The sequence below is a fragment of the Pseudomonas kitaguniensis genome, assembly GCF_049199985.1.
In the GTDB taxonomy this organism is placed as follows: domain Bacteria; phylum Pseudomonadota; class Gammaproteobacteria; order Pseudomonadales; family Pseudomonadaceae; genus Aquipseudomonas; species Aquipseudomonas kitaguniensis.
Window position 1 is genome coordinate 41,614 of record NZ_JBLZPT010000001.1, and the last position, 11,970, is coordinate 53,583.

Consider the following 11,970-nt stretch of genomic DNA (forward strand, 5'->3'; position numbering starts at 1 on the left):
AAAGAAATAGGGCTTAGGGCGGTTGCAAGCTACAAGCTACAAGTTAGAAGCTGCAAGCCAGAAGCCATACAGCACACCGCTTCTAACTTGCAGCTTGCAGCTTAAGGCTGCGCCTTATTATTTTGCCGACTTGATCGCAGCGCCGAGTTTCTTGGCGGTGTCGGCCGGGTCGGCTTTCGGGTCGTTCATGAAGTTGGTCACCACGTCAAAGAACGCGCCTTGTACTGCCAGCGTAGTGGCCATGTTGTGCGCCATGCTCGGCTGCAGGCCGCCGGTCTTGGCGTCTGCCAGGAAGTCTTTGGCAGCGGTCTGCGCGCAGGAGTCAAAGCCGTACGAGTCCATTTTGTTCAACATGTCGATCCGAACCGGGATCGAGCCTTTGTTGATGCTGAAGACTTTCTGGAAGTTTTCACCCAGCACGACTTTGGCAATATCTTGCTGGCCGGCAGCGGTGCCTTTGTCTTTCTGCTTGAACACCGCCAGGGAGTCGATGTTGTAGGTGAAGGCTTTGTCGGTACCCGGGAAGGCTACGCACTCGTAGTCTTTGCCGGCGACTTTTTTGGCGGCGGTCCATTCGGACTTGGCCCAGTCACCCATGATCTGCATGCCGGCCTTGCCATTGATGACCTTGCCTGCTTCAAGGTTCCAGTCCTGGCCCTTGCCGTCGACGTCCATGTAGGTCGCGACTTTTTTCAGCTCGGTCAGCGACTTGACCATTTCCGGGCCGGTCAGCGCAGCGTTATCCAGGTCAACCAAGGCTTTTTTGTAGCCCTCTGCGCCCATCACCGACAGTACGACGGCTTCAAATACAGTGCTGTCCTGCCAAGGCTGGCCACCGTGCGCGAGCGCAATGAAGCCTGCGGCCTTGAGCTTGTCGCCGGCTGCGTAGAATTCTTCGAGGGTGGTCGGGTTCTTGGTGATACCGGCTTTTTTGAAGACTTCCGGGTTGATCCACAGCCAGTTCACGCGGTGGATGTTGACCGGTACGGCAACGTAGTCACCGTCATACTTCACAGTATCGGAGACTTTTTTGTCGAGCAGGGAGTCCCACTTTTCTTCTTTGGCGACGTCTTTGAGCACGTCCGTGTCGAGCAAGCCAGTCGACGCCCATTCCTGGATGTCCGGGCCTTTGATCTGGGCAACGCCTGGCGGGTTGCCGGCAACCGCGCGGCTTTTCAGCACGGTCATGGCAGTGGCGCCGCCGCCACCTGCGACAGCACCGTCTTTCCAGACGAAGCCATCTTTCTCAACTTGAGCCTTCAGTACGTCTACCGCTGCTTTTTCACCGCCGGAGGTCCACCAATGCACCACTTCAACCGTCCCTTTCGAGTCGGCGGCAAACACACTGAGGGGAGCTAACGAGGCAATGGAAATAGCAACGGCGAGGCGATTGATCGCGTTCATCTGAATACCTTTTCTTGTTGTTATGCATGCAAGTCTAGAGCTTGCGCTGCACGGAGTTTAAACAGGGATTTTCAAGGCGCAGGTAACAAAGGGACGTACAAATGTCACCACTTTGTGACATAAAGCCCTCGGCCCAAAGCGCTGGTCATGCTGGGTGCCAAGGGCAGTGCAGGCAGCACTACCGCTTGCCAGGCGTGGTACAGGTCGGGCTTGCCGCCCCAGATTTTGCTGCTGGGCTGGTTATGCGGGCTGAGTTCGTGATGCCAACTGCCATCGACACGGTCGATAAAGTGGCTGTCGCAAAATTCCCAGAAACGCCGATACCAGGTTTCGTAGTGCAACTCGCCCGTGCGCTTGAGCAACGCCTGCGCCGCAGCGCCTGCTTCGGCGTGGGTCCAATGCAGGCGCTCACGCACCACCGGACGATGATTCCAGTCCAGGGTGTAGACAATGCCGGGGGCACCGTCCACGGCCCATGCGTATTCGCAAGCGCTGGCAAACAAGCCCTTGGCGTCAGTCACCAGCCAGTCCGGCGTGGCCAACCCGGCCTGCAGGCGCGCGGCCTCCAGGTGCAACATCAGCCGCGCCCATTCAAAACCGTGGCCGGGGGTGATGCCGTAGGGGCGGAAGCCATCGGCGGGGTTGTCTTCGTTGTAGCCGAGCAAGGGTTTCCACTGTGCGTCGAAATGCTCGATGACACTGTACTGATTAGCCACGGCGTGGGTATGAATAACCCGCTCGACGATGCGTAACGCGCGGTCCAGCCAACGCGTGTCGGCGGTGACATCGGCCAGCGCCAGAAAGGCTTCGGTGGCGTGCATGTTGCTGTTGGCGCCGCGATAGGCTTCGACGTGAGTCCAGTCTTGGGCAAACGATTCGAGCATTGCGCCCTCCTCCTCGCTCCAGAAGAACTGGTCGATGATATGGATGGCGTCGTTCAACAGGTTCTGCGCACCGCGCGCACCCACTACCACCGCTGAGCTGGCGGCCAGCGCCACGAACGCGTGCAGGTAGGCAGCCTTGCCCCGGTTGCCGTCGACGGCGTTGGGCGCGGCGAACCAGCCACCGTGTTCGCTATCGTGCAAAGGACCATTGAGCGCAGCCACGCCGTGTTCAACCAGCTCGGCATAACCGGGCAACCCCATGGCATGGGCCATGGCGAAACTGTGGGTCATGCGCGCAGTGTTCATGGTTTCGGCGTGGGCATCGGCCGGCAGTTGGCCTTTATCGTTCAGGTTACCGAACCCGTCGGGCAGTCGAGAGGCTTTGGCGAATGACAACAGGCGCTGGCCTTCGGCGGCGAGCCAGGTGTGATGGGCAGGAGCGTTGAGCCAGCTGCTGGCAGGCAGCGGTTGCATGGTCATGGGTGGCCCTTATTATTTTTTGTGGGATGACCTGAGTCTAAACAAGGGCGCAGCGGCGGCATGTAACGAAGCAGAAGGTAAATGTCACCGACCGGTGACACTCCCAAAAGCGGCCCTGTGTATCAGCTGCTTGATCGTTCCCGGGCTCTGCATGGGAACGATCACGCTTATCTTGCCGGCGCGTTGAGCTGTTGCTGCAGGTTCTGCACCTGGCTCTGCAAGGTGGTGATATTGCGGGTGGTCTGGATGCGGAACACGTCGAATTCTTTATTGGTCGGCGCATCGCTATTAATCGACGGATTTTCCTGCGCGCTCTTGAGCACCACCAGGTCTTGTTCCAGACGAGCGATGGCGGCGCTCGGGTTGCCCTGCTTTTTAAGGGCGGCAACGTCGGCGGACAATTCCTTGACCTCGGCATCACGCTTGGCCACATCACCTTGCGCGGCCTTGAGGCTTGCGACGGCTTCGGTCAGCGCTTGAACCTGGCCTTGCAGCTTGCTGTTGGCGTTCGACAGCTCGGTGGTACCGGCAGCCATTTGCGCCAGGCGCTGGTCCAACGCGGTGGCTTGGCCGGCTACGCCGACTTGTTGCTTGCCCTGCTCCTGCAACTGGGTTTCCAACTGCTGGATTTGCAGCTTGAGCGCTTCGCTGCCGTTGTTCACGCTGGCCTGACTGGCCACCACCTTGCCGGAAATGTCCTGCAGGCGCCCTGCCGCTTCTTCGCTGATGCGTGCAAAGCTCTCTTGGGTGGCAACCAATTGCTGACCCATCAGGGAGATCTGCTGGAAGCTCCACCAGGCCAGGCCCACAAAGGCGATCAGCAGCGCGCCGACCAATGCCCACAGCGGGCCGGTGCTGGCGCTCTTGACCTTGACCACTTTGGTATTGCGCGAGCGCACGGACGTGGCGGGGGTCGGCTCGAAATCATCATCGTCCCCGTGGTCGGCCCGCAGGCTGGGAACGTTGTCGAAATCGTCTTTAGCATCGTTACGCATGAATCAACCCTGAATCGGTGAGATGGCTAGCTGAAAAATCGAGCGCCGGCAGTATAAACCGCGTCGGCACTGCACTGATCGACTCGGAACCCGGAATTCGGTTCCCGATGTGTTGCTGGTTGTGAGCTTACTTAAGCCCCGGCTCCTGGGCTTTCCACCAACCGCAGAACTCGTCGAGGGCGGTCCACAGGCTGACCTTGGGCTCGTAGTCGAGATAATGCCTGGCCCGACTGATGTCGAGGGTGAAATCTTTGTTCATGACCTGCATGCCCAACCGCGACAACGCGGGCTCCGGTCGCCCTGGCCACATCGCGCAGAATGCCTCGTTCAACGCCGCCACACTGTAGGACAAACCGTAAGAGCGATACCGGGTGACCTGCGGCAGGTCCATTTGTCGCATCACGTAATTGACCACATCCCACACCGGCACCGGCGCGCCGTTGCTGATGTTGTAGGCCTTGCCCAACGCCGAGCCGGGCGCCAACAAACTGCTGAGCAACGCTTCGTTGAGGTTGTGCACGCTGGTGAAGTCGACCTTGTTAAGGCCGTCGCCAACAATCGCCAGACGGTTCTTGCGCTGCATTTTCAGCAACCGCGGGAAAATACTCATGTCGCCTGCGCCGGTCACAAAGCGTGGGCGCAAGGCGAGTACTTCAAGACCGAATTCCTGAGCGCCAAACACCTTCTGCTCCGCCAGGTATTTGGTCGCGGCGTAGGGATGCTTGAAGCGCTTGGGCACCTGTTCTTCGGTCAGCCCAAGGTGGTCGCGCCCGTCAAAGTAGATCGACGGCGACGACAGGTGCACCAAGCGCCCGACGCGCTGTTTGAGGCACGCTTCAACCACGTTTTCGGTGACCAGCACATTGCCCTGATGAAAGTCCTGGTACTTGCCCCACAGCCCGACGGCGCCGGCGCAATGCACCACGGCTTCGACGTCACGGCACAGCTCGCGCGCCAGGCCTGCATCATTCAAATCACCCTGGATAAACTCGGCGCCGCGCCGTACCAAGTGCTCCACACCTTCGGCGCGCCGCCCGTTGACCCGCACGTCCAGGCCTTGCTCCAGGGCGAAACGCGCAAAGCGCCCGCCGATGAAGCCGCTTGCGCCGGTGACCAAGATCTTCATGTAGCCTCCTACGAATGCAGCCTCTAGCGTCAAGCTTCAAGCTACAAGTTAAAAACGGTCCGCAAGCTTTTCTCTTGCAGCTTGCTGCTTGACGCTTGTTACTGCTGATAGGGCACCAACCATTGGCCACATGCCTGGGCCAGATGGTCGGTGAGCAAGCCCAACAACTGCCCGCCACTGCGCCAATGATGCCAGTACAGCGGCACATCGATGGGCTTATCGGGTAACAATTCGACTAAAACGCCTTTTTCCAATTGGTCGCGCACTTGCAATTCGGGGACTAACCCCCAGCCCAAGCCCGCTTCCGTCAACCGAATAAAGCCCTCGGACGATGGGCATAAATGGTGCTCAAAACCACCCTCCACGCCCAGAGATGCCAGGTAACGGTGTTGCAGAAAGTCATCCGGGCCGAACACCAGCGCTGGCGTGCGCGCCAGTTGGTCGGCACGCACGCCTTCAGGGAAATGCCGCGCAACAAAGGCTGGGCTGGCCATTGCCCGATAGCGCATGGCGCCGAGCAACAGGCTACGCGCGCCGGCCACCGGGCGCTCACTGGCGCAGATACACGCCGCCACTTCACCGGCGCGCATGCGCTTGAGGCCGACGGTTTGGTCTTCTACCACCAGGTCCAGCAGCAGGTGCTGCTCGGCGCAAAAACCGCAGACGGCCGCCGCCCACCACGTGGCGAGGCTGTCGGCGTTGATTGCGATGCGCAGGCGTTCGGGCATGCCCTCGGCGTCCAGCGCCGGCACCAGGCTTTGCAGGTCGCGCTCAAGCAGCCGCACTTGTTGCACATGGTTAAGCAGGCGACGGCCAATCTCGGTGGGCGCAGGCGGCGCAGCGCGCACCAGCACCGGTTGGCCGATACGCGCTTCCAGCAACTTGATGCGTTGAGAAATCGCCGACTGCGACACCCCCAGTACCTGCGCACCGCGTTCGAAACCGGCTTGTTCCACGACCGCGGCCAAGGCAGAAAGCAATTTATAGTCGAACATCAGTTTCTCTAATGAGCGATCAGTAATATTTGTTTTTCTTATACAGCTTGGCGCCAGAGAATGACCAGCATTGATTCTCACAACTCATAAGGAACGCTCACATGGCTGGCGAAACTACCTTGGCGACGCTGTTGCGCAGTATGAGCCCACAGCTTAACGACGGCGATTACGTGTTCTGCACCCTGCCCGACGCCTGCATCCCGGCGGGTTGCGAGGTAATCGGCAGCTTTCGTGAGCAGGAAGGTTTGACCGTGATCGTTGAACGTCAACAGGCGCAACGCGCCGGTTTGAGCTTCGACTACATCACTGCGTGGATCACCCTGAATGTGCATTCCGCCCTTGACGCCGTGGGCCTGACGGCGGCCTTCGCCAGTGAGTTGGGCAATGCCGGTATCAGTTGCAACGTGATTGCCGGTTTTTACCACGACCACCTGTTTGTCGGCCGCGCCGATGCCGAGCGCGCCATGCACGTATTACGGCAATTGGCAGCGCACGCGGAGTAACACCTATGTGGCAGAGCTATGTAAACGGGCTATTAGTCGCCCTTGGTCTGATCATGGCGATCGGCACTCAGAACGCCTTTGTATTGGCGCAAAGCCTGCGCCGTGAACATCACTTGCCGGTGGCGGCACTGTGCATCGTGTGTGACGCGATACTGGTGGCTGCCGGGGTATTTGGCCTGGCGACGGTGCTGGCGCAAAACCCGCTGCTGCTGGCGATTGCGCGCTGGGGCGGCGCGGCGTTCCTGTTGTGGTACGGCACGTTGGCGTTGCGCCGCGCGTTTTCGCGGCAGAGCCTTGAGCAAGGCGGCGCCCTTAAGGTGCGCTCGTTACGCGCCGTATTGCTGAGTGCGCTGGCGGTCACCTTGCTCAACCCGCATGTGTACCTCGACACCGTGTTACTGATCGGTTCACTGGGCGCTCAACAAACCCAGCCCGGTGCCTATGTTGCGGGCGCCGCCAGCGCTTCGTTCCTGTGGTTCGCCACGCTGGCACTCGGCGCGGCGTGGCTGGCACCCTGGCTGGCGCGCCCGGCTACGTGGCGTGTGCTCGACCTTTTGGTTGCCGTGATGATGTTCAGCGTGGCCTACCAATTGATCAGTGCTTGAGGAATATTCCAAAACGCTCTGGAACCTCTATCCCACACAGTTGTTGCGTGGTTTTGCCGCACCCCCGGTGCTATGATCCGGACCCTGCGCCGCAAAGAGTACAAACTCCCCGGCGCTTGTTTGGCCGCCCGTGATCGGCCTTGCGCTCACCGCAACTGACCTGATTAGGAGAATCATCATGGCTTTCGAATTGCCGCCGCTGCCCTACGCACACGATGCCCTGCAGCCGCACATTTCCAAGGAAACCCTGGAATTCCACCACGACAAGCACCACAACACCTACGTCGTGAACCTGAACAACCTGGTGCCCGGCACCGAGTTCGAAGGCAAGACCCTGGAAGAAATCGTCAAGTCCTCTTCGGGCGGCATCTTCAATAACGCCGCTCAGGTCTGGAACCACACTTTTTACTGGAACTGCCTGGCACCAAACGCCGGCGGCCAACCCACCGGCGCCTTGGCTGAAGCCATCAACGCAGCCTTCGGTTCGTTCGACAAGTTCAAGGAAGAGTTCACCAAGACTTCGGTCGGCACCTTCGGTTCCGGTTGGGGCTGGCTGGTGAAAAAAGCCGACGGTTCCCTGGCCCTGGCCAGCACCATCGGCGCCGGCAACCCGCTGACCAGTGGCGACACCCCGCTGCTGACCTGCGACGTCTGGGAACACGCTTACTACATCGACTACCGCAACGTGCGTCCAAAGTATGTGGAAGCGTTCTGGAACCTGGTCAACTGGAAGTTCGTGGCTGAGCAGTTCGAAGGCAAAACCTTCACTGCCTGAGTACTGCTTGCAGTAGAAAAAGCCCGGCTATCCTGCCGGGCTTTTTTATGGGCGATGAATAAAGGCCAGGGCCTCGGAACTCGGTGAGCGAATTAAACCACCCAGTCAGCGTGAGGAATTTGCCTCTCTTACCTGTCGGAGAAATTACAATGTCCATTGGCGCAATAACCGGACTCGCCTCAGCCGCTCTCCCTATCGTTGGCGAAGCATTCAAAGCCGTCACCGAGATCGCTAAAACGGTCGGTGAGTTAGCCAAGTCGCAAGCGGCTGGTAAAGCAGGTGGAGGAGATCAAAATAAGGTGGCACACGAGAATTCGCATAGTCACGAAAAACACTCTATGCAGAATTCGTACAGTCACGAAAAACAAAACATAGAGTATTCGGCCCAGGTAGAAACGGTGAAGCGTTCGGTGACCTTTCAAAGCTGATAAACGCGTGACCGTGCGCGCTCGCGCAATTGCCTCAAGCAGGCGGACGCCAGTCCGCCTCGCTGCTGCGCCATCGTAACCCCGTCCATTCCTTGTCAAACCAGCCAAACGCCTGAATGTTCCTTTGACTGCCATCACGAGATTGCCAATACTCATGGCATATTGAGGCTACCCGCATGGAACAAGGAATGACCCTTTGAAGCTGGAACTCAAAAACAGCTTGTCGGTGAAGTTGCTACGGGTTGTGCTGCTGTCGGCATTTATCGTGGGCGTGGCGCTGAGCGTGGCGCAAATCGTCTTCGATGCCTACAAGACGCGCCAGGCTGTGGCGGCTGATGCACAGCGTATTCTCGACATGTTTCGTGACCCCTCAACACAGGCCGTCTACAGCCTGGACCGCGAGATGGGCATGCAGGTGATCGAAGGTCTGTTTCAAGACGACGCCGTGCGCATTGCCTCCATTGGCCACCCCAACGAAAGCATGCTTGCGGAAAAAAACCGCGCCTTGCAACAATCCTCCACCCGTTGGCTGACCGACCTGATTCTTGGCCAGGAACGCACCTTCACCACTTCATTGGTCGGCAAAGGCCCCTACAGTGAGTATTACGGCGACCTGAGCATCACGCTGGACACCGCCACCTACGGCGAAGGCTTTCTTGTCAATTCAGTGATCATCTTTATTTCCGGTGTGCTGCGCGCCCTGGCGCTGGGTTTGGTGCTGTACCTGGTCTACCACTGGCTGCTGACCAAACCGTTGTCGCGGATTATCGAGCACCTGACCTCGATCAACCCGGACCGGCCCAGCGAACACAAGATCCCGCAGATCAAGGGCCACGAACGCAACGAGTTGGGATTGTGGATAAATACCGCCAACCAGTTGCTCGAATCGATCGAGCGCAACACCCACTTGCGTCACGAAGCCGAATCCAGCCTGCTGCGCATGGGCCAGTACGATTATCTGACCGGCCTGCCGAATCGCCAGAAGCTGCAAGAGCAACTGGACAAGATTTTGATCGATGCTGGCCGCAGGCAACGCCGTGTCGCGGTGTTATGCGTGGGGCTGGATGATTTCAAAAGCGTCAATGAACAATTCACCTACCAGGCCGGCGACAAATTACTGTTGGCCCTGGCCGACCGCCTGCGCGCTCACAGCGCGAGGCTGGGCACCCTCGCCCGCTTGGGCGGCGACCAGTTTGCGCTGGTACAGGCCGACATCGACCAACCTTACGAAGCGGCAGAACTGGCGCAAAGCATCCTCGATGACCTGGAATCTGAATTCGCCCTGGAGCACGAACAGATTCGCCTGCGCGCCACCATCGGCATCACGCTCTTCCCCGAAGACGGCGACAGTACCGAGAAGCTGCTGCAAAAAGCCGAACAAACCATGACGCTGGCCAAGAGCCGCTCACGCAACCGCTATCAGTTCTATATCGCCAGCGTCGACAGTGAAATGCGCCGCCGCCGTGAATTGGAAAAAGACCTGCGCGACGCCCTCGGCCGCGATCAGTTCTACCTGGTTTACCAGCCGCAGATCAGCTACCGCGATCACCGCGTGGTCGGCGTGGAAGCACTGATCCGCTGGCAGCACCCGGAGCACGGCCTGGTGCCGCCAGACTTGTTCATCCCGCTGGCGGAACAGAACGGTACGATTATCCCGATTGGCGAATGGGTACTCGACCAAGCGTGCCGGCAGTTGCGCGAATGGCATGACCAGGGTTTCACCACCCTGCGCATGGCCGTCAACCTGTCCACCGTACAGTTGCACCACGCCGAGTTGCCACGGGTGGTCAACAACCTGATGCAGATCTACCGCCTGCCGCCGCGCAGCCTTGAACTGGAAGTCACCGAAACCGGCCTGATGGAAGACATCAGCACCGCCGCCCAGCACTTGCTGAGCCTGCGTCGTTCCGGGGCGTTGATCGCAATTGATGACTTCGGCACCGGCTATTCGTCCCTGAGTTACCTGAAAAGCTTGCCGCTGGACAAGATCAAAATCGACAAGAGCTTCGTCCAGGACCTGCTCGACGACGACGATGACGCAACCATCGTGCGCGCCATTATCCAACTCGGCAAAAGCCTGGGCATGCAGGTGATCGCCGAGGGCGTGGAAACGGCCGAGCAAGAGGCCTATATCATTTCCGAGGGTTGCCATGAGGGTCAGGGCTACCACTACAGCAAACCCCTGCCGGCCCGGGAGTTGGCGGCTTATTTGAAACACGCCGAGCGCAATAACGCAGCGATTCTGTGACATCACGAAACGATACTAAATATTTCCCTCGCATAAACCTTTACACAAAATGCAAATCTTTCGCATTATGTCGCAGTTTTTGCGCTCCCCGGGGCGCCCTATCAACAACCGAAGCAGGATGTTCGCCATGATTCGTATGCCCCTGGCCACCGCCAGTCTGCTGGCCATTGCCATTTCTCTCGCCGGCTGCGGCGAAGGTAAAGACAAGGCCGCCGCGCCTCAAGCGCCGACCCCGGCGGCCAGCACTGCCGCACCAGCGGCTGCCACGCCTGCCGGCCAAGTCGACGAAGCGGCGGCAAAGGCCGTGGTCGCGCATTACGCTGACATGGTGTTTGCGGTGTACAGCGATGCCGAATCCACCGCGAAAACCCTGCAAACCGCGATCGATACATTCCTCGCCAACCCGAACGACGACACCCTGAAAGCGGCCCGCACCGCTTGGGTCGCCGCGCGCGTGCCGTACCTGCAGAGCGAAGTGTTCCGTTTCGGTAACACCATCATCGACGACTGGGAAGGCCAGGTTAACGCATGGCCGCTGGACGAAGGCCTGATCGACTACGTCGACAAATCCTACGAGCACGCCTTGGGCAACCCGGGCGCCGCGGCCAATATCATCGCCAACACCGAGATTCAGGTCGGCGAAGACAAGGTCGACGTTAAAGAGATCACGCCGGAAAAACTCGCCAGCCTGAATGAGCTGGGCGGCTCCGAAGCCAACGTCGCCACCGGCTACCATGCCATCGAATTCCTGCTCTGGGGCCAAGACCTCAACGGCACCGGCCCTGGCGCAGGCAACCGCCCGGCGTCGGACTACCTGACCGGCGACGGTGCAACCGGCGGCCACAACGAGCGCCGCCGTACCTACCTGCGCTCGGTGACTCAACTGCTGGTCAGCGACCTGGAAGAAATGGTCGGCAACTGGAAACCTGACGTCGAAGACAACTACCGCGCCACGCTGGAGGCAGAACCTGCCACCGACGGCCTGCGCAAAATGTTGTTCGGCATGGGCAGCCTGTCCCTCGGCGAACTGGCCGGTGAGCGCATGAAGGTTTCCCTGGAAGCCAACTCGCCGGAAGACGAGCAGGATTGCTTCAGCGATAACACCCACAACTCGCACTTCTATGATGCCAAGGGTATTCGTAACGTTTACCTGGGTGAGTACACCCGCACCGACGGCACCAAAATGACGGGCGCGAGCTTGTCGTCGCTGGTGGCCAAGGCTGACCCGGCAGCTGATACCGCGTTGAAAGCCGATCTTGCCGCCACCGAGGCGAAGATTCAGGTCATGGTTGATCACGCCAACAAAGGTGAGCATTACGACCAACTGATTGCCGCAGGCAACGACGCCGGCAACCAGATCGTGCGCGATGCGATTGCGGCGCTGGTCAAGCAAACCGGTTCGATTGAGACGGCTGCGGGTAAGTTGGGGATCAGTGACTTGAACCCGGATAGCGCTGATCACGAGTTCTGATCCGGCGCTGTTAGATCATGTGGGAGCGGGCTTGCTCGCGATGCAGACACCTCGGT

General features: G+C 59.4%; 11 protein-coding genes. 6 read left to right on the forward strand and 5 right to left on the reverse strand.

The genetic code is table 11. From position 1 onward, the window contains the following. Nucleotides 1-117 precede the first annotated feature (117 nt). The 5 genes from ACOZK9_RS00220 to ACOZK9_RS00240 form a co-directional block, all read right to left on the reverse strand. Nucleotides 118-1,404 carry an ABC transporter substrate-binding protein gene (locus tag ACOZK9_RS00220; protein ID WP_058414441.1) on the reverse strand — a complete coding sequence of 429 codons (1,287 nt, stop codon included), beginning with the start codon at nucleotides 1,402-1,404 and terminating at the stop codon, nucleotides 118-120. A gap of 104 nt (nucleotides 1,405-1,508) precedes the next feature. Beyond that, the gene (locus ACOZK9_RS00225) at nucleotides 1,509-2,768 is read right to left on the reverse strand and encodes a D-mannose isomerase (protein ID WP_421555070.1); all 1,260 of its coding nucleotides are present in this window, start codon (nucleotides 2,766-2,768) and stop codon (nucleotides 1,509-1,511) included. Nucleotides 2,769-2,935: 167 nt separating this feature from the next. After that, on the reverse strand, nucleotides 2,936-3,763 hold the full coding sequence (locus ACOZK9_RS00230; protein ID WP_122250870.1) for an ATPase: 828 nt from the start codon (nucleotides 3,761-3,763) through the stop codon (nucleotides 2,936-2,938). Nucleotides 3,764-3,890: 127 nt separating this feature from the next. After that, nucleotides 3,891-4,889: an NAD-dependent epimerase/dehydratase family protein gene (locus ACOZK9_RS00235; protein WP_421555071.1), complete on the reverse strand. Its 999-nt coding sequence runs from the start codon at nucleotides 4,887-4,889 to the stop codon at nucleotides 3,891-3,893. A gap of 98 nt (nucleotides 4,890-4,987) precedes the next feature. Next, nucleotides 4,988-5,884, reverse strand: coding sequence for a LysR family transcriptional regulator ArgP (locus tag ACOZK9_RS00240; RefSeq protein ID WP_421555072.1), 897 nt, complete (start codon nucleotides 5,882-5,884; stop codon nucleotides 4,988-4,990). A gap of 101 nt (nucleotides 5,885-5,985) precedes the next feature. On the opposite strand from ACOZK9_RS00240, the gene ACOZK9_RS00245 reads away from it, so the two are divergent. The 6 genes from ACOZK9_RS00245 (at nucleotide 5,986) to ACOZK9_RS00270 (ending at nucleotide 11,914) form a co-directional block, all read left to right on the forward strand. Further along, complete coding sequence (locus tag ACOZK9_RS00245; protein ID WP_421555073.1) at nucleotides 5,986-6,387, forward strand: ACT domain-containing protein; 402 nt, start codon at nucleotides 5,986-5,988, stop codon at nucleotides 6,385-6,387. Nucleotides 6,388-6,392: 5 nt separating this feature from the next. Further along, entirely contained in the window at nucleotides 6,393-6,992 is a 600-nt protein-coding gene (locus ACOZK9_RS00250) for a LysE/ArgO family amino acid transporter (RefSeq protein ID WP_152748397.1), read from the forward strand. Between the two features lie 178 nt (nucleotides 6,993-7,170). Further along, nucleotides 7,171-7,767, forward strand: a complete 597-nt coding sequence (locus tag ACOZK9_RS00255; RefSeq protein ID WP_017125974.1) for a superoxide dismutase — start codon at nucleotides 7,171-7,173, stop codon at nucleotides 7,765-7,767. Between the two features lie 149 nt (nucleotides 7,768-7,916). Further along, a complete protein-coding gene (locus ACOZK9_RS00260) occupies nucleotides 7,917-8,195 on the forward strand; it encodes a hypothetical protein (RefSeq protein WP_058414448.1) in 279 nt (92 codons plus the stop codon). A gap of 196 nt (nucleotides 8,196-8,391) precedes the next feature. Beyond that, nucleotides 8,392-10,443 carry a putative bifunctional diguanylate cyclase/phosphodiesterase gene (locus ACOZK9_RS00265; RefSeq protein WP_152746027.1) on the forward strand — a complete coding sequence of 684 codons (2,052 nt, stop codon included), beginning with the start codon at nucleotides 8,392-8,394 and terminating at the stop codon, nucleotides 10,441-10,443. 127 nt (nucleotides 10,444-10,570) lie between these two features. After that, complete coding sequence (locus ACOZK9_RS00270) at nucleotides 10,571-11,914, forward strand: imelysin family protein (RefSeq protein ID WP_058414450.1); 1,344 nt, start codon at nucleotides 10,571-10,573, stop codon at nucleotides 11,912-11,914. The last annotated feature ends 56 nt before the right edge of the window (nucleotides 11,915-11,970 follow it).

What these genes read in the sequence shown, in the direction of transcription:
- ACOZK9_RS00220 (WP_058414441.1), bottom strand. Translation starts at nt 1,404, where the DNA reads ATGAACGCGATCAATCGCCTCGCCGTTGCTATTTCCATTGCCTCGTTA.
- ACOZK9_RS00225 (WP_421555070.1), bottom strand. Translation starts at nt 2,768, where the DNA reads ATGACCATGCAACCGCTGCCTGCCAGCAGCTGGCTCAACGCTCCTGCC.
- ACOZK9_RS00230 (WP_122250870.1), bottom strand. Translation starts at nt 3,763, where the DNA reads ATGCGTAACGATGCTAAAGACGATTTCGACAACGTTCCCAGCCTGCGG.
- ACOZK9_RS00235 (WP_421555071.1), bottom strand. Translation starts at nt 4,889, where the DNA reads ATGAAGATCTTGGTCACCGGCGCAAGCGGCTTCATCGGCGGGCGCTTT.
- ACOZK9_RS00240 (WP_421555072.1), bottom strand. Translation starts at nt 5,884, where the DNA reads ATGTTCGACTATAAATTGCTTTCTGCCTTGGCCGCGGTCGTGGAACAA.
- ACOZK9_RS00245 (WP_421555073.1), top strand. Translation starts at nt 5,986, where the DNA reads ATGGCTGGCGAAACTACCTTGGCGACGCTGTTGCGCAGTATGAGCCCA.
- ACOZK9_RS00250 (WP_152748397.1), top strand. Translation starts at nt 6,393, where the DNA reads ATGTGGCAGAGCTATGTAAACGGGCTATTAGTCGCCCTTGGTCTGATC.
- ACOZK9_RS00255 (WP_017125974.1), top strand. Translation starts at nt 7,171, where the DNA reads ATGGCTTTCGAATTGCCGCCGCTGCCCTACGCACACGATGCCCTGCAG.
- ACOZK9_RS00260 (WP_058414448.1), top strand. Translation starts at nt 7,917, where the DNA reads ATGTCCATTGGCGCAATAACCGGACTCGCCTCAGCCGCTCTCCCTATC.
- ACOZK9_RS00270 (WP_058414450.1), top strand. Translation starts at nt 10,571, where the DNA reads ATGATTCGTATGCCCCTGGCCACCGCCAGTCTGCTGGCCATTGCCATT.